At 56.8% G+C, this 17,822-nt stretch carries 13 protein-coding genes; 4 read left to right on the top strand and 9 right to left on the bottom strand.

Annotated features, from left to right (window positions below; all coding sequences use genetic code 11):
* Window positions 1–30 precede the first annotated feature (30 nt).
* The gene (locus tag HY795_06100; GenBank protein MBI4804788.1) at window positions 31–540 is read left to right on the top strand and encodes a pyridoxamine 5'-phosphate oxidase family protein; all 510 of its coding nucleotides are present in this window, start codon (window positions 31–33) and stop codon (window positions 538–540) included.
* 183 nt (window positions 541–723) lie between these two features.
* Here the strand turns inward: HY795_06100 and HY795_06095 are convergent, their stop codons facing one another.
* Entirely contained in the window at window positions 724–888 is a 165-nt protein-coding gene (locus tag HY795_06095) for a hypothetical protein (GenBank protein MBI4804787.1), read from the bottom strand.
* A gap of 539 nt (window positions 889–1,427) precedes the next feature.
* Between HY795_06095 and HY795_06090 the strand changes: the two genes are divergently transcribed.
* Window positions 1,428–1,907: a chemotaxis protein CheW gene (locus HY795_06090; protein MBI4804786.1), complete on the top strand. Its 480-nt coding sequence runs from the start codon at window positions 1,428–1,430 to the stop codon at window positions 1,905–1,907.
* A gap of 68 nt (window positions 1,908–1,975) precedes the next feature.
* Here the strand turns inward: HY795_06090 and HY795_06085 are convergent, their stop codons facing one another.
* From HY795_06085 to HY795_06075, 3 genes are all read right to left on the bottom strand, one after another.
* Window positions 1,976–3,688, bottom strand: coding sequence for an AAA family ATPase (locus HY795_06085; protein ID MBI4804785.1), 1,713 nt, complete (start codon window positions 3,686–3,688; stop codon window positions 1,976–1,978).
* An 85-nt stretch (window positions 3,689–3,773) separates the two neighbouring features.
* Complete coding sequence (locus HY795_06080) at window positions 3,774–5,957, bottom strand: bifunctional (p)ppGpp synthetase/guanosine-3',5'-bis(diphosphate) 3'-pyrophosphohydrolase (GenBank protein ID MBI4804784.1); 2,184 nt, start codon at window positions 5,955–5,957, stop codon at window positions 3,774–3,776.
* Window positions 5,954–7,645, bottom strand: a complete 1,692-nt coding sequence (locus HY795_06075) for a peptide-binding protein (protein MBI4804783.1) — start codon at window positions 7,643–7,645, stop codon at window positions 5,954–5,956. The genes HY795_06080 and HY795_06075 overlap by 4 nt, the downstream gene beginning before the upstream one ends.
* Window positions 7,646–7,717: 72 nt before the next feature.
* On the opposite strand from HY795_06075, the gene HY795_06070 reads away from it, so the two are divergent.
* Window positions 7,718–10,939 carry an SNF2 helicase associated domain-containing protein gene (locus HY795_06070; GenBank protein MBI4804782.1) on the top strand — a complete coding sequence of 1,074 codons (3,222 nt, stop codon included), beginning with the start codon at window positions 7,718–7,720 and terminating at the stop codon, window positions 10,937–10,939.
* Between the two features lie 175 nt (window positions 10,940–11,114).
* Here HY795_06070 and HY795_06065 read toward each other — a convergent pair whose 3' ends face one another.
* The 5 genes from HY795_06065 to serB all read right to left on the bottom strand — a co-directional run bounded on the left by HY795_06065 (window position 11,115) and on the right by serB (window position 16,101).
* A complete protein-coding gene (locus tag HY795_06065; GenBank protein MBI4804781.1) occupies window positions 11,115–11,462 on the bottom strand; it encodes a DUF86 domain-containing protein in 348 nt (115 codons plus the stop codon).
* Window positions 11,455–11,775, bottom strand: coding sequence for a nucleotidyltransferase family protein (locus HY795_06060; GenBank protein ID MBI4804780.1), 321 nt, complete (start codon window positions 11,773–11,775; stop codon window positions 11,455–11,457). The genes HY795_06065 and HY795_06060 overlap by 8 nt, the downstream gene beginning before the upstream one ends.
* Window positions 11,776–11,907: 132 nt before the next feature.
* Window positions 11,908–13,704 (bottom strand): hypothetical protein, encoded by a 1,797-nt coding sequence (locus tag HY795_06055; GenBank protein MBI4804779.1) that lies wholly within the window; start codon window positions 13,702–13,704, stop codon window positions 11,908–11,910.
* Between the two features lie 432 nt (window positions 13,705–14,136).
* The gene (locus HY795_06050) at window positions 14,137–14,874 is read right to left on the bottom strand and encodes a hypothetical protein (GenBank protein ID MBI4804778.1); all 738 of its coding nucleotides are present in this window, start codon (window positions 14,872–14,874) and stop codon (window positions 14,137–14,139) included.
* 15 nt (window positions 14,875–14,889) lie between these two features.
* Entirely contained in the window at window positions 14,890–16,101 is a 1,212-nt protein-coding gene (gene serB, locus HY795_06045) for a phosphoserine phosphatase SerB (GenBank protein ID MBI4804777.1), read from the bottom strand.
* A gap of 190 nt (window positions 16,102–16,291) precedes the next feature.
* Here serB and HY795_06040 point away from each other — a divergent pair, with 190 nt between their 5' ends.
* On the top strand, window positions 16,292–17,338 hold the full coding sequence (locus HY795_06040; protein ID MBI4804776.1) for a glycerophosphodiester phosphodiesterase: 1,047 nt from the start codon (window positions 16,292–16,294) through the stop codon (window positions 17,336–17,338).
* Window positions 17,339–17,822: the final 484 nt, after the last annotated feature.

The following is a 17,822-nucleotide window of genomic DNA, read 5'->3' as shown; positions in this document are numbered from 1 at the left end:
ACCACACCCTGTTCGGACTCCGGGCCGGTGATGACTCCCGAGGACTTCGAAAAGGCCGTGACGGCCATTCTCGACTCGGTTCCGGTGATGACCCTGGCCACCTGCGCGGGAGGCTCGCCCTGGGCCACGGACGTCTATTTCGCCCGCATAGGCTTTGGCCTGGTGTTTTATTCCTCGCCAGGCTCCAGGCACTGCCTCAATCTGGCGGCCAATCCGGCCTGCGCGGCCACGGCGCACCCGGCGGCCTCATCCTGGCAGGACATCCGCGGCCTGCAGATGGAAGGCGAGGCCAGGCCCATCACCCAGCTTGCGGACAAGGTGCGGGCCACTGCGGCCTACCTGGCCAGATTTCCGTTCGCCAAGGCGCTCATGAGCGACCCCTCCCAGGTGGCCCGCTCAATGGCCAAGGCGGCCATCCATGAATTCTTGCCCTCGCGCATACGCTACCTGGACAACGCCCTCGGCTTCGGTGCGCGCTTCACCATGAGCCTGGGAAACGGCAAGCTCGCCGGATCGCCCCAGTCCGAAGCCGACGCGTAGCCGAACAGCCATTCCTGCCTTACCCCAAAGACAGTCTGCCAACGCTTCGTTAGCCGTCTCCTGACAGCATCCAGTGCGGCCCGCACGCGTGGGCACCAGGGGAGAAACAAACGGGGGAGAGAAGAATGATCGGAACCAAGGCTGGGCGACTCTTTGGCGCATGGCTCGCTGCCACGCCCCTGGCTAGCGCTGGTGGCCTTCCACCCTGGAGATGAGTTCCCGGCACTTGTACTGGTCGAACTTGATGCGGACTTCGGATGGCCTGCGGACCTTTTTCCTGACCATCTTGGCGGATATCAGGAGCACGAGACCCCCTGCGAGAGCGGCGATGATGAGGGAGATATCCATGGCTTAACTATAACCAGCTCCCCAAAAGCCACAATATTTTGGGCTGGTACAATTTAATCCCTATCAAAAGTGTAATCAAGGAGGCCCGCCTGGCGTGGTTTGGACTCTCCCCATAAAGCGTTCCCCGAACCCACCGGCAGCATCCCACCCCGAAAATCCGGCCTGAGGACACTCAAACCCCGGATTCATCCCCTGGCAAAAAATGAATAAACGGCTCGCCAGCCCGCCCATGCGTTTACTTGGCCTCGGAAACTTCCTAGAGCCATTCAAACGTAACAATCGTACGCCCCCGGTTTCATTGCATCATGTTATCGGGGCCACGCCTCCAATGCCGGAAATCAAGCGGCCAACACCAAGAAACAGGCCGAATACGGTTCAACTTCTTGGGCAAGCGCCATCAAATGTATTGACGAAGTTTTGAAGCAGGCTCAGGAAGTATTCAAGATGGGCATGAGTCCCTTGGATATCAGGCCGAGTGCGGCCACAGCCAGCAGGCGCCCGCTTGCGCAAAATGAGCGATTTCACAGGAGCCCCGGAATATGAGCGACACAGCCAGACAAGACGACTCAGGCACACTGCTGCAACTGGTGACCTTCACCATCTCCAATGAGGAGTTCGGCCTGGACATCTTGCGGGTCCAGGAGATCATCCGCACCATGGAGATAACCAAGGTTCCCAGGGCGCCGGATTTCGTCGAGGGCGTCATCAACCTGCGCGGCAAGGTGATTCCCATCATCGACCTGCGCAAGCGCTTCGGCATGGAATCCAAAAAGCACGACAGCCAAACCAGGATAATAGTCGTTGAGATCCATTCAATGATCGTGGGATTCGTGGTCGATTCCGTTTCCGAGGTCCTGCGGATTCAATCGAGCACCGTGGAGCCGCCCCCGGCCGTGGTGTCCGGGGTAGAGTCCGAGTACATAAGCGGCGTGGGTAAGCTGGAGGACAGGCTGCTGATTCTCATCGACCTGGACAAGCTGCTGTCGGAGGAAGAACACGGCTCGATGAAGTCGATCTGATCTCAAAAAAAGGAAAGCAGACCTCTATCGGTCTGCTTTCCTGCCCCCAAGATTATTATTCATCATGATCAGTTTGAATTCCAACTCTTAATGATTGCATGGATTTTATCCATGTTAAGTTTCCAATCGAATACACGAGAAAGATTGTCATAGTTAAGATTGTCGACTACAGCTCGAGCTAGCCCAACTTTGTTTACAGTTTTTGTTGGACAATGCTTTTGAAAGTACCCTACATCAGGATTGTTTTCTGTGGGGATGCGCCAAAAAGGCTCAAATTGATCAATTTGAAGGAGTGAAGATTTTTTCCATATAATTTTTAGTACTTCAACAGGAATATAACTCTCAACTTCTTTTGCATCTGTAACCCAAACATATCCATATCTATTTCCATGCATCTCTTTAATAATTCTAGATACTCGCCTTTTCACACGCGAACCACTTCCAGTTTTTGCAGTTCTGTCTCCGTCACATATAATAATTGAGTTCGGGTTAACTGTAATTAAATTAATTAATTCATTAGATTCATCAGGGGAAACACACTCAAAGTGCGATAACAACGATCCACCGTAAAAAACGCACTGATAGTCTCGACCTTCTTGAAGCCTTCCTTCACTAACGATCTCAATCCACTTATTTATATAAATTGCATCAGACGGACCTTCAACCCAAACAATGCCATTCGCTTGCAACAAATCAGATGCTCTTATTCCAAGTTCCTTTATAACACCTAGCCCATCAAAATGCTCTTTCAGGCAATACGTTTTTGCAGACTCCCCATCGTGCTCAACCCTAATTAATTGTGCATTTTTCGATGTATAAAATTTGTCCAACGCAACACTTGAATGCGTTGTTAAAAATGAAAAGCAATTATTACTGCAACAGAACCATTCAATATAGTCAATCAACCTACGTTGCAAGGCAGGATGCATGTTGTTCTCGAGCTCTTCAAATATATAGACGCAGTCACTTGGATTTTTTTTCAGTATTTTTGGAATTACTATTGTGTTTAACAAAACCAATATTACCGTTTTCAAACCACTTCCTGATCGTGAAAGAGCAATTAACCCTTTACCTTCCTCACCAAGGTAAACCTCCCACTTGTTGTTTTCGTCAAACTGCACCTGTATTTCTGTAAAATTGGCATCTTTTCCCATGATCAAGTTAAGACTATCCAACAACTCCTTTTGTATTATATCGCGGGGAAGCTTTGAACTATTGATACAGTTATGAATAACATTCGTTGCACCCAATCCATTCATAGTCAGCGTCATATCACTGGTTGCAGACTCAACTACAATATCTCGCTCTGCAGCAACCTTAAGTATCTTTTTATTATGAAACTTGTGACGTTTGGCATCTAAAATATTCTTTATAAAATTGATTCTTGCGGAGATGTCATTCGCATCAGCTCCATTTGATATCTTATCGCACACAATATTTGCAATATTTCCAGCACTATCTTTTTCAAAATACAATTCGCAACCAACAAGATGTACACCATGACTATGCCAATGATTTCCGCGCAATTCGCCTCCAGAAACATGATCACGAAATCTATTTTTTAATTCTTCCTCACTAAGCTCAATTTTGTATGAAAAAAGGCAAGTAGGTGGTTTTTTACAATCTTCACCACTAACAATAAAATTAATAAGATCAAGAAGGCATGATTTTCCGCTGTTATTTCTCCCTATAACAATATTAATTGGAAAAAAGTCATCAAAACCAGCCCATTCATTTTTAAAACAGCGATAATTTTTAAACTTAACACCATCGACCTGCATGATTCACCTCACTACGATGCGAAACACGACTATAACATCAGAACTGAATCTACTGGCTTTAATAAAAATTAATACCCCAGCCTTCTCAGCCCTCCGAGGTGTCCTCCACGGTGCGCTTGACCTCGATGACCTCGGGCAGCTTCTGGATATGCTCGATGGTGCGGTAGAGATGGCTTGAGTCCTTCACTTCCACGGTCATGACGATCTCGGTCCGGCCGTCCACCAGGGAATTGAAGGTGCCGGAATCGATGTTCACCTCGTCGTCGGCCAGTATGGCGGAGATCTTGGCCAGCACGCCCTTCTTGTTGTGGGTCAAAATGGCGATCTTGGCCGGATACGGGGTGTCCTCCTGGCCTTCCCACGACACTTGCAGAAGCCTCTCGGGCTCGAGGCGCCCCAGGTTCGGGCAGTCGTGCGTGTGGACGATGACCCCCCTGCCCCGGCTGATGTAGCCCACCACAGGTTCGCCCGGCAGCGGCGTGCAGCATCCGGCAAAGCTCACCAGGACGTTGTCCACGCCCTTGATGCGGATCGATTCCCCGGCCTTGCCCTTGGCCACTTCCGCGGCCTGGGCCACCTGGGCGGCCTGGGCCTCGGCCGCGCTTTCGACTTTTCCCGGATCGGGCTTGGGCAGAAACGCCTTGAGCACCCGCCTGGGCGTGAGCTTGGAATAGCCGATGGCCACATACAGCTCTTCCATGCTCGGGAAATTGTATTCGGCCAGAACCGGGGCCAGGGCGTTCTCCTTGATCAGGCGCTGCACGCCAACACCCAGCTTGCGGCCCTCCTTCTCGAAGAGTTCCTTGCCCAGCGATATGGCCTCCTCGCGCTCCTGGGTCTTCACCCAGTGCTTGATGCGCGTGCGGGCCTTGGCGGTCTTGACGAACTTGAGCCAGTCCTTGCTGGGGTTGCGGTGCTTGTCGGTGATTATCTCCACGGTGTCGCCGTTTTTTAACGGCGTGGACAAGGGCACCAGCTTGCCGTTCACCTTGGCACCGGAACAGTGGCTGCCCACCTCGGTGTGGATGGCGTAGGCGAAGTCCACCGGGGTGGCCCCTTCGGGCATCTCACGGACCTCGCCCTTGGGGGTGAACACGTACACCTCTTCCTGGAAGAGGTCGTAACGCAGCGAATGCATGAACTCCTTGGAGTCCGTGGCCTCGCGCTGCCAGTCCATTATCTGCCTGAGCCAGGTGAAGCGCTCGGCGTCGCGGGCGGCCATCCTTCCGGCCTTGCCGCGCTCCTTGTAGGCCCAGTGCGCGGCCACGCCGTATTCGGCCAGCTGGTTCATCTCCTCCGTGCGTATCTGTATCTCGATGCGCTCGCCGTCCGGGCCCATCACCGTGGTGTGCAGGCTCTGGTACATGTTGGCCTTGGGCATGGAGATGTAGTCCTTGAAGCGCCCGTGCACCGGCTTCCACATGGAGTGCACCAGCCCCAATACGGCGTAGCAGTCCTTGAGGCTCCCCACGATGACCCGAAAGGCCACGATGTCGTGCACCTGGTCCAGGGCCAGGCCCTGGGCCTTCATCTTGTTGTGCACGCTCCACAGGTGCTTCTTGCGCCCGTGCACCCGGCCCTTGATGCCGTTCTCTTCCATGATCCCGGCGATGATGGAGATCACCTTGGAGATGTAGGCCTCGTCCAGGACCTCGTGCTGGTCCACGCCCTGCTTGAGCTGGTCGTAGATGTCGGGCTTCAAGTGCTTGAAAGACAGGTCTTCAAGTTCCACTTTAAGTCTGTGCAGGCCCAGCCGGTTGGCCAGGGGCGCATAGATGTCCATGGTCTCCTGGCTTATCAGCTGGCGCTTGAGCGTTTTCTGGAACTCCAGGGTGCGCATGTTGTGCAGCCTGTCGGCCAGCTTGACCAGGATAACCCGGATGTCCTCGGCCATGGCCAGAACCATCTTGCGGATGTTCTCGGCCTGGGCCTCCTCCTTGGACTCGAAGGTCATGAGGCTTATCTTGGTGACCCCGTCCACGATGTCCGCCACTTCCTCGCCGAACTGCTCCTCCACCTCGTCGATGGTGGCGATGGTGTCCTCCACGGTGTCGTGCAGGAGTCCGGCGGCTATGCTCGGGGCGTCAAGGCGCATCTCGGCCAGCAGGTTGGCCACCTCGAGCGGGTGCGACAGGTACGGCTCTCCCGAGAGCCTTACCTGGCCCGCATGGGCCGCGGCCGAATAGACGTAGGCCTTGGTGATGAGGTCCTGGTCGGCCTGGTTCATGTACGGCGCGACCTTGTCCATTATCTCGTTTATGCGGATCATTGTGAGTATGCGTTTCTTTGCTGGGATTTCGGAATCCACCAGCGGACGAAGTTCCAGGAAATGCCCGCCGGAGCCGGTTCCACGCCGTGGACTCGTTCGGTTATTATGGGCAGGGCGTACGGCGTGTAAAGGAAGCAGTAGGGCTGGTCCTCGTGGAGAATCTCCTGGAACCTGTCGTACAGCGGCTTTCTTCTGACCGGGTCCACCATGTTGCGGCCCTGTTCCAGCAGGGCGTCGGCCTCGGCATTGGCGTAGCCCACGAAATTGAGCCCGGGCTTGGCGGCCTTGGAGGAATGCCACACATCGAAGGCGTCCGGGTCCTGGGGGATGGTCCAGCCGAGCACTATGGCCTCGAAGCGGCGCAGATCCACGAATTCCTTGATGAACGTGGCCCATTCTATGGTGCGCACCTTCACCTCGATGCCTATGCGCGCCAGCTGGTTCTGGATGATGGCGCAGGTCTTGATGCGCTGGTCGTTTCCCTGGTTGGTGATGATGGTGAAGGCGAAGGCCTTGCCGTCCTTCTTCAAGGGCCCGGTGGGCGTCTCGCGCTTCCAGCCCAGTTCGGAGAGCATCATGAGGGCCTTGCCCGGGTCGTACTCGTAATCGGCTATGGCGTGGTTGTAGGCCCAGGAATCCGGCTTGTAGTGGCCGATGGTGGGCTGGCCCAGGCCCATGAGCGCGCCCTTGACGATCTCCTCCTTGCCTACGGCATGGGCAAGAGCCTGCCTGGCCTTGCGCTCCTTGAACAGAGGATGCTCCAGGTTGTAGGCCAGATAGGTGTAGGCCGAGGCCAGGTACTTGTATTTGCGAAAGCCCTGCTCCCACTTGGGGCCACCTGTGAGGAACAGATACTGCGGCGGCGTGAGCCCGATGTAGTCCAGGTTGCCGGCCTTTAATTCCATGAACTGGGTGGTCTGGTCGGGCACGGAGCGGTAGACCACTTCGTCGATGTAGGGTTTGCCTTCGAAATAGTCCGGGTTGGCCTTTAATATCACCCGCTGGTTCTCCACCCATTGCGAAAGCATGTACGGCCCGGCGCCCATGGGCTGACGGGCGTACTTGGTGTTGGTCAAATCCTCGTTCGTAAGGGCGTGCTTGGGCAGGATGTCCTGGGCCCAGGTGGAGACGGCCCTGGCGAAGGGTTTGTCGTAGAACACCTCGAAGGTGTATTTCCCGGTGAGCCTGAACTCCTTGATGGCCAGGAAATCGCCCGCGTAGGCCGTGGGCGTCTTGGGGTCGATCATGAGCTTGTAGGTGAACTCGACGTCTTCGGCCGTGAGCTCCGTGCCGTCGAACCAGCGGATGCCTTCGCGCAGCTTGAAGAGAAGGTGCTTGCCGTCGTCTCTTATCTCGAAGGACTCGGCCGCATAGGGTTCGATCTTGATGTTCTTGTCGTAGCGAAGGGGCGAAACGTAGATGAGCGAGGCCACCTCGTGGGAGGCGGAATCCGTGGAAAGCGGCGGAATGAGGTTGGAGGGTTCGCCCAAAGTGGCCATGATGATGCGTCCGCCGTGCTCTGGAATCTGGGAATCTTGACCGTTTTGGACGGGTTGGTTGGATGGGGCAGGCTGTTTGGGCGACTCGCATCCCCAAAAAAACAGGGGAAAAAGGCAAAACAATGCCCCGAATACTTTGACAATCCCCCGGGAAAGGGAGAAATGCTTGCTTTGCTTCTGGAAATGCATAGAGTGTGGGGTTAGCACTGGGTTCTGGCTATAATTGAACCTAATATTGTTTCGAACGGAGCATTAAACGACATGGCCCTCACCAGCGAGGAGAACAAAGCCAAACAACTCCTCCAGGAGTTCGTCCGGGAGACGGTCCCGGAATATATCATTGACGGTTCGCATTCAATCGTCGCCAACGACGGCGTCCAGAAAATCGACCTCAAGAAGCGCGAACACTACTGGGATGTCGAGGGACAAGTCCAGGGGGAAGACTTCCAGGTTTACACTTCCGAGATAGGGCTCAACCTCGAAGACGAAACCATCAATTTCTTCTGCAACTGCCCTGAATCCTTCTCCGGCGTGTGCCGCCACGTGGGCGCCACGGCTCTCAAGTTCATAAAAAGCCTGGACAGCAAACAAAGCCCGGACAGCCAGGGCGAGCCGGCCGCCAACGTGGAATGGCGCCAGAGCTTCCGCCATTTCTTCGCCACCGCGTTCGAGCCCGAGGCCGGGAAGCACTACATCATCTATCGTTTCTTCCCCGAACCCGGCCGTCTTCAGGTGGCCTTCTACCGGGGCCGCCAGAACAAGTCCGGGCTCTCCCAGGTGCACCAGGAAATCACCCTGGAGCAGATCATCCAGAATCCCGACTGGTGCGAAACCGCCCCCAGCCTGCCTTCCATCGCCGAGCAGATCGGCCACTTCCTGGACTACAAGGGCCACCGGGTGGACATACCGGCCGGGCTCATCTCCTGGTTTTTGTGGTCCATCGGCAAGGAATACTACCTCTACTGGCAGGACACCGACCACCCGGTGCGCATCGAGTCCTCCACCATGCGCCTGCAGCTTCGCCCCATCATGGACGAGGCCCAGGGCCTGCGCTTCGACATCTACCTGGCCAGGCCCGGCAAGGCCCCCTTCTCCATCCAGGGCCAGGAGACCTACTTCTACGGCCAGCTGCCCCTGTGGGTGTGCTGGAACAAGAGCTTTTATCCGGTGCAGACAGGGTTGCCCGCCCCGTTCATACGGGAAATGGTGGAGAACCCGCCGCTGGTTCCCGGTGCGGACGTCTCAGAGTTTTTGGACAGGGTCTGGATCAAGCTTCCGGCCTCCGACCTTCACGGGCAGCAGGAATTCCTGGAGCGCATGAAGCCCAATTTCCTGCCCGCCAAGTACAATCCCAAGCTGTTCCTGGACGAGGAAGGCAGCCTGCTGACCATGCAGGTGCAGAACGTCTACGAGACAGAGCACGGCGAGGTGTTCCAGGAAGGCCCCAACCCCGAGCTCCAGACCGGGTCCTACCAGTTCGAGGGCAAGAGCTTCCTTCTGGCGCGCGACCAGGACGCCGAGGCCGCGCTCATCGCCCAGCTTCAGGAAATGGAATTCCAGCCGCGCAACAACGCCAACTGGTTTTTGGAGCCCGAGGAAGCCATCGTCTTTCTCCTGGACGCCTACCCCAAGCTTGTGGAGAAGTACCGGGTCTACGGCGAGAAGAACCTCACCCGCTACAAGGTGCGCCTGTCCCAGCCCGTTATCGTGGCGGACGTGGAATCCGACGAGAAGGAAAAGTGGTTCGAGCTCGATCTTGCCGTGCAGTACGACGACCAGCGCGTGCCCATCGACAAAATCTGGAAGGCCTGGACCCAGGGCAAGCGCTACGTGCAGCTAAAGGACGGCTCCTACACCAGCCTGCCCGAGAGCTGGCTCAAGCGCATTGGGCATAAGCTTCGCGCCCTGGGCTACGACCCGGACAAGCCGCCCCAGAAGCGCTTCAAGCAGTTCGAGGCCCCGGTTCTGGACAAGATCCTGGAAGACCTGCCCGAGGCCCATACCGACTCATTCTGGAACAGCCTGCGCGACAAGATCCACAGCTTCAAGGAGATCGTGCCGCTTAAGCCGCCAGTCCACCTGAACGCGAGCCTGCGCCCCTACCAGATTCAGGGCCTCTCCTACCTCAATTTCCTGCGCGACTACGGCTTCGGCGGCATCCTGGCCGACGAAATGGGCCTTGGAAAGACCGTGCAGACCCTGTCCTTCATCCAGCATCTGGTGGAAAGGGGCTCCAACGCCCCCAACCTTATCGTGGTGCCCACCTCGGTGCTGCCCAACTGGGACCGCGAGGCCGAAAAGTTCGTGCCCCAGTTGAAGCGCCTTATCGTGTACGGGGCCAAGCGCGAGGGCATGTTCAAGAAGATCGCGGACTCGCAGCTGGTGGTCACCACATACGCCCTGTTGCGGCGCGATCTGGAAGAGCTTCTGAACTTCGAGTTCAACTCCATCATTTTGGACGAAGCCCAGAACATCAAGAACCCCAACACCATAACCGCCCGCTCGGTTCGCCGCCTGAACGGCAAGATGCGCCTGTGCCTCTCGGGCACGCCCATCGAAAACAACCTGTTCGAGCTGTGGAGCCTCTTCGAGTTCCTGATGCCCGGTTTCCTGGGCAGCCAGAATTCGTTCCAGCGGGGCATTGTAAAGCCCATCAAGGACGGCGACGAGGAAACGCTCGACTACCTGCGCGGGCGCGTGAAGCCCTTCATCCTGCGCCGCACCAAGTCCGAGGTGGCCAAGGACCTGCCGCCCAAGATCGAGAACGTCCAGTACTGCGCGCTTATCGACGAGCAGGCCGAACTCTACTCCCAGCTGGCCAAGAAGCTCCGGGACCAGGTTTTGAAGGACGTGGACGAAAAGGGCATGGCCAAGTCCCAGATGTCGATTCTGGACGCCCTTTTGAAACTCCGCCAGATCTGCTGCCACCCCAGGCTTCTGAAGCTCGACATGCCCGGCATGAACACCAACCTGCCCTCGGGCAAGTTCGACGCCTTCAAGGATCTGGTCACCGAGATCGTGGAGGAAGGCCACAAGGTGCTGGTGTTCTCGCAGTTCGTGCAGATGCTGCACATCATCCGCAGCTGGCTGCAGATCGAGCAGACCCCGTTCGCCTACCTGGACGGCTCCAGCAAGGACCGCTTCGAGCAGGTGGACCGCTTCAACAACACCCCGGAGATTCCCATCTTCCTCATCTCGCTCAAGGCGGGCGGAACGGGCATCAACCTGACCAGCGCGGACTACGTTATCCATTACGATCCGTGGTGGAACCCGGCCGTGGAGAACCAGGCCACGGACCGCACCCACCGCATCGGACAAAAGCGGCAGGTGTTCTCGTACAAGCTCATCTGCTCGAACACGGTTGAGGAGAAAATACTGAAGCTTCAGGATATGAAGAAGGGCATCGCGGATGCGATTATTCCCGGCCAGGACGCCTGGAAGAGCTTGACCAGGAACGATCTGGAGATGCTGTTCGAGGTGTAGAGACGCGGCTCCGCAATGAAATAAAGAGGCCGGTCCGTGGAAACACGAACCGGCCTCATCGTTTTGCCCATTGCGTGGATTGCACCCTACTCCAGGGACAACGCCCACAAATTATCAGCAACTTACAAGCCCTGAGCCCCTTCAGCCATATCGTTCCCGACGCCCATACTCATGTTTATTCAGACGGAACAATCTCCCGCAATTGCTCAATAAGCAGAGGCAGGCTCAGGTTGACGGTGCGCCAACAGAGTTCCATATCCACTTCGAAATAATCGTGAATAAGCCGGTTGCGCATGCCGACTATCTCGGCCCATGGGATGGCCGGGTGCTGGTCCTGGAAATCGCGGGGCAGCTTGGCCGCGGCCTCGCCGATAATTTCCAGGCAATGAACCGTGGCTAATTGGGTTTTCTCGTCCGCGCCGAACTGTTCCCATCCCATCCCACCGGCCATATCCACGGCCTTCCGGGCATACTCGAGCATATCACCAAGCAACACCGGTATGGCGCGACGCGCCTTATCCATAAATACGCACCTGCTCCGCCATCACCTGCGGGCGGATCATCTTCTTCAGGCCGCCCGGCGTAACGACATCCACTTCCCGCCCCAGTTCGCGCGTCAGTTCCATTTCAAGGCGGGACAGGGTCAAGAGCGTCGCGTCGTCGGGCAATTCCACCAGCAGGTCCACGTCACTCTCCGGCCCTGTTTCGCCACGCGCCACAGAGCCGAACACCGCAGCCGACACAACACGATACCGCTGCAAGATAGGGCTAATCTGGGCAGACAGGTCACGCAGCGCGGCTGAAATCCGCCGTTCGGAGGCAGACTGGGCGTTCATGAAGCTTTCCCCTGCGAATCAAATTTCTGCCTAACTATAGTAGGAACAGCGCGGACGGTCAAAGGCCCCTCCTTCAAAGCCAGGGACCGCAACACACCGGCTGGTTCGTTCACTCGTCCTTTACGAATGACATCACGGCTGTTGTAGAATAGCCACCCCGGTCATTCCCGTCAGGGCAGCCACGCGTTTTTGGCGCAGCGTCCCCGGCTTGTACTTGGAAAGCCAGCCGTCTGTTTCATCAAGAAATGGGCTGAATCCATGGGACGGGTTCTTTCCTCGGGCGGCACGCGCAACGACTGACCGGAAGTAGTAGTGAAAAAACAGCCTGTTGAATTCCGTAAAATAGATGTCGGCAGCGCGTTTGTTTCCACGAATGACCACCATATTCTCATCATTGGCGTTGGTCGATGCGGCCGAGAAGTTCGCTGAACCAGTGACGATGATCGGGTCTTCACCGAGAGGATCCTTGAGCAGAAACTTGGAATGAATGAACATTACGTGTGTGTTGAGACCCATGGCCTTTGTGGAAGTCTCTTTCGCCCACCGGTGAATCGGGTCCCGAAGAAAAGAACCGAAGGCCGTATAGGCATTGTTGGCCGCGTTCAGTCGGACGAACGTATCCTTGCTGCCGGCGACCGGCTTGTCCTCGCGCTCCAAGAGAAAGAAAGTCAGGGCGTTCTGTCCGGTGTTATCGGCGATTCGTCCCTTGAATGCCTTGTTGATGCCGAAGGCCAGGGTAATGCAAGCAAGGTTTTTCGCATCGTCGAGCATCTGCGCGTACATGTCGAGCACCGCCAAGCCGGTTCTCGGGCTGAAAATCGGCGTGATGCCATTGGGAATATCCTGCCAGCGGCCCGGAACATTTACGAGGGATGCCATGCTCTTGCGCAAGGCATCGTTCTTGGCGCGGACCGTTTTCGGATCATCGCCGGATCGCCCACCAGGGTCTGAGGAGAGCATATCCCAGTACGCCTTGAATGCAGTTGCCGTTTCTTTATCGCGAATCCAATGGCCCACGTTGGTCTGCCCGTAAATTCCACCATCCGACAAGTTGGTCGAGCCGGTCCACACAGCCGACGGGGTCTGAGCCGTCCCTTTAAGAAGCAAGATGAACTTGTTGTGTTGAATATCGGAGGGCCTCGCCTCCCTGAGAATGACGTCTTTATCCAAGACAAGACCCGCACGCTGAATCTGACTGAGATTCTCCGCTCTCGGAAAGGGTTCTTCCCCGGGCTTTCCATTCTCTTTGCCGTCAATGATCAGGCGAACCGCGACTCCTCTGTCGATGGCTTTTTTAAATGCATCCGCCGCTTCAGGGAACCGGAATTCGTAGAAGCAGCCAAGCAGCGTGTCGCCCGGTTTAGCCTGTGCTATGAATTCCAGAAGGGCTTTCTTGAGGTCGCGGCTCAACCATTGTTTCGCTTCAAGGCTCTTTTTTCCTTGCCCCGTATTTTCGAGCTCTTCGGGGCTCATGTTGCCGAACCGTCTGGCATAGGCTTGGCTGCTGGCGGCGCCACGATTGAAAAAGACATCATGAGTCAGGGAGGAAAAAGCTTTTTCGGTCCTGACCACTATGGAGATGGGGTTCGCCGATCGATCGAGATTCTTCGGTTTGCCTTTCAAGGGATGGAACGTATAGACGTAGAGACGATCCGGCTTGGCGGTAAAATCGTCGTACACGAAACTTTGTATGGGGTGATCGCGCGTCGAAGCGGCAACATCGTCTAACGGGTCTGGAATGACGGACTTGAACACCTTGAATCCATAGAGAAAATACTTCTCATTTTCCTGTGGATCATACCTCTCCACACCAAAGCCCAGAAGCCCTTTCAAGTCGGCTTGTTGATAATCGATGGCAAAGGAGACGGTGTTTGTACCTGTGACCGCGAAGACCTTGAAGCCATTTGAAACCTGCGATTTAAAGCGCATGTGCCCCCCTTGGTAATCAGGTGATTTCCTTGCCCCTTACATGGCCCTGCTGAGTAAAGGCGATACTGACCAGCGGCCTGTTCGAAGACTGACGAGGGCGGTTGGAGCCAGGCATTTCCTGAGCAAACTTGCGGCCTTGCGCCCGATTTTGTCAGCCCCTACAATAAATTAAATATTTATTGCATAACTGTAGCACAAAATGACCATACAAGGGAAGATTCTATAAGGCATACAGAAGAAATACATTAATCTGTATTTTGCTGAAACAAGAGTGACAAAAGCAATGCCGGTTGTGACCTCGGCTCGCGGCTGCCCTCAACATCGACTACCGCGCTCTCCTTTGAATAATTCGCCGCTCCTGTAAAAATACAAATCAAAACGGCCGGTTCGCATCGCTGCGGACCGGCCGTTCGTGTTTGGAAATATGCGGGCTTACTTGCCAAGCGCCATTCGAAGAAGCCCCAAGAGTCCCAGGTGCACCGGATAAAACAGGTAGAAGAAGTACTTCATCTTGTGCTTGCCGAGCTGGTGGTTGTAGCGGGCCACGAAGAAGAGGAAGGCCACCCCGAACGGCTCCACGACAGACGCCTTGCTGTGGGCCCAGATTCCGGCCCAGCTCATCTCGTACTCGGGATTCGTGGCCCAGGACCACAGAATCCCCCGGATGGAAATAAGCACCAGTACCGGAAACACCCACAGGGCCATCTTCTTTATGTCGTCGAAATTGATGTGGATGGCCAGCATCAAGAGAACGCCCGGCATGCCGTAGCTGGTGTGCCCCACCTCGCAGGCCATGCCCAGAAAGGCCACGCTCCAGACGCTCTTGGTCTTCTCGTAGACGTAAAGCCCGTAGAGCCCAACGGCCAAAGTGAAGAGCACGTTGCCCTGGGGGAAGGGATAGCGGAAGGCGAAATGGTAGACGGCCTGGGAGGCCAGGGCGAAGAGCGAGAGCCGCCCCAGGTAGCCGGTGACGTCGCGGGTGTGGCGGAAGCCTTCGGCGATGAGATAGGCGAACAGGGGAAACACGGTCCGGCCTATCACCCGGAGTATGGTAACGTCCGGGAAGAAGATGATCCCGATATGGTCCACCACCATGAGCGCGCAGGCCAACAGCTTCATCTGCGAGGAGTCGAAGGACATCCCTTGCGGGCGCGGGCTGACGTCGGTCATGGCGAACCTCCGGTGTTATTCTATATCGCGGTCCCTGAACCCCAAGAGATACAGCACGGCGTCGAGCCCCAGGGTGGAGATGGCGTGCCCGGCCCCCTCCTTCACCACTGGCTTGGCCCGGAAGGCTATGCCAAGGCCGGCAAGATTGAGCATGGGCAGGTCGTTGGCGCCGTCGCCCACGGCGATGGTCTGCATGAGCGAGATGTTCTCGCTGGCCGCGATGGTCCGAAGCAGCTCGGCCTTGCGCTGGGCGTCCACGATCTCCCCGTCCACCTCACCGGTAAGCTTGCCGTCCTCGATCTTCAACTTGTTGGCGTGCACGTAGTCGATGCCCAATTTGGCCTGGAGCTTCTCGCCGAAATAGGTGAACCCGCCGGAAATAACGGCTGTCTTGTAGCCGAAGCGCTTTAAGTTGCGCACCAGCTTTTCCGCGCCGTCATTCAGGGGGATGTGGGCCGACACCTTGTCCAGCGTCTCCACGGGCATGCCCTTCAGAAGGCTCAGGCGTTTTTTCAGGCTCTGGCGGAAGTCCAGCTCGCCGCGCATGGCCGATTCCGTGATGGCGGACACCTCAGTGCCAACGCCCCAGGCCTTGGCCAGTTCGTCGATGACTTCCACCCGGATGAGCGTGGAGTCCATGTCGAAGGCCACCAGGCGGCGGTTTCGGCGAAAGGCGTTGTCCTCCTGCAGGGCGATGTCCACGCCCATCTGCGCGGCTATGGCCAGGAAGGACTTGCGCATGGCGTGCACGTCGCCCGGGTCGCCGCGCACCGAGAATTCGATGCAGGCCGGGCGCATGGCGTCGGCCTCGTCCAGGGGCGGGCGGCCAGTGAGGCGGTTGATGGACTGGATGTTCAGGCCGTTGGAGGAGATCACCTGGGACACGGCGGCCACCTGGGCGGCGCTTATGGTGAGCCCCAGAAGCGAGACGATCCAGCGGGGCTTGCCCGCGGACTCCACCCAGCTCGAGTAGCCCTCGGAACTGACGGGGGTGAATTTGCAGCTGATGCCCATCTCGTGCGCGCCGTAGAGCAGGTCCTTGACCACGGCAGCGGATTCTCCGCCCTCGGGGATGCGGATGAGAATGCCGAGCGACAGGGCGTCGTGGATGACGGCCTGGCCCATGTCCAGGATGTCCACGCCGTACTGGGCCAAGAGGCCCGAGACGGTGGAGGCGATTCCAGGGCGGTCGGCGCCGAATATGTGCACGAGCATGAGGTCTTTCATGAATGGTCCTTGATGCGTAAGCTCGGCGGATGTTTCCACAAAATGCGGCCGGGGTAAATGCCCGCGTGGGGTTCGGGCCTGGCGCGCCGCGAGAAATCCCCCGTATCGTCACCGGTTGTCAACGCCAACATGCCGGTGCTTGCGAAAATGGGCCAGGAGAACATACGTAAAGCCGCACACGGAGGGCACAATGCGTCTTCTCGCCACGCTCTTGGCCGCAACAGCATTCCTGTTTCCGCTCATGGAGGATAAAGCCCTGACAGCCACCACATCCCCCCTCGTCATCGGCCATCGGGGCGCCTGCGGCTACCGCCCGGAGCACACCCTGGCCTCCTATGAGCTGGCCGTGGAGCTCGGCGCGGACTACATCGAGCCGGACCTGGTATCAACCAAGGACGGCGTGCTGGTGGCCCGCCACGAGAACGAGATCGGCGGCACCACGGACGCGGCCCAGAAATTCCCGGACCGCAAAACCAAGAAGATCATCGCCGGCAAGGAGGTTGAGGGCTGGTTCACCGAAGACTTCACCCTGGCCGAGCTGAAAACGCTGCGCGCCAAGGAGCGCCTGGAGTTTCGGGACCACTCATTTGACGGCAAGTTCGACATCCCCACGCTCGACCAGATCATCGAGCTGGCCAAGAAAAAGAGCGCCGAAACGGGGCGCACCATCGGCATCTATCCCGAAACCAAGCACCCCACGTATTTCCGCTCCATCGGCCTTCCCCTGGAGGAGCCGCTGGTCGAGGCGCTTAAACGCGCTGGCTGGGACAGGGCGGATTCGCCGGTGTTCATCCAGAGCTTCGAGTACGCCAACCTGAAAGCCCTGAAGAAGATGATCGACGTGCCGCTGATATTTCTCATGGGAGAGCCCGACATGCGGCCCTATGATTTCGTGATGGCCGGGGACACGCGGACCTACGCGGACCTGACCAGGCCCGAGGAGCTTAAGATAATCGCCACGTTCGCCAAGGGAATAGGGCCGTGGAAGCGGCTCATCGTGGGCGAGAACCCGGACAAGACCCTGAAGGCTCCAGGGAGCCTGGTCGCGGACGCGCACGCGGCCGGGCTGCTGGTTCACCCCTACACGTTCAGAAACGAAGCGCGCTTTCTGGCCGCCGACTACAAGGGCGACCCCCAGGCGGAGTATCTCCAGTTCTTCACGCTCGGCGTGGACGGGGTGTTCTCGGACTTCGCGGACACGGCGGTGAAGACCAGGGAGGCGTTTTTGAGGAAATAGCCGGCCCGCGACTATTTTTGGTCATGAACAAGGCCACGTGCGCGACTTGTCAGTCAAAATCTTCTTGATGGCGCGAATGCGTTTGCTTTCGCGGATGGGATCGACGGTGATGATGGCCCTTTCCGGGGGGGGCGGGTTGGCCATGGACCTACTCGCAACCTTGTTAACATATCTGAATATATCACTAAATTTATAGAATTTTGTCGAGGCGACGAGTTGGTTGTAACGCCGAAAATGATATGGAAATGGTGGCAATCACAGGCGATATAAAATTGATAAGTAAATACAATGCATAGAAAGTGTTTCGAAAATACCTATTGACAAATTTCATGTATCGATAAAAATACGTGGCTATCCCCTTAACTCCGCATAGGTGACAGGGGTGGCACTGGAGCAGGCCCTCAAGAGGCGGTCGAAGCCCTGCCCAGGCCAGAAACGGCGGTTGAATCGGTAGCAGAATTCATCGAGGTATTTTTGAAGATGC

This window comes from Desulfovibrio sp. (assembly GCA_016208105.1).
Classification (GTDB): Bacteria; Desulfobacterota; Desulfovibrionia; order Desulfovibrionales; family Desulfovibrionaceae; genus Fundidesulfovibrio.
The sequence above is the reverse complement of the archived record's forward strand: the minus strand, read 5'-3'. Positions and strand labels throughout refer to the sequence as shown.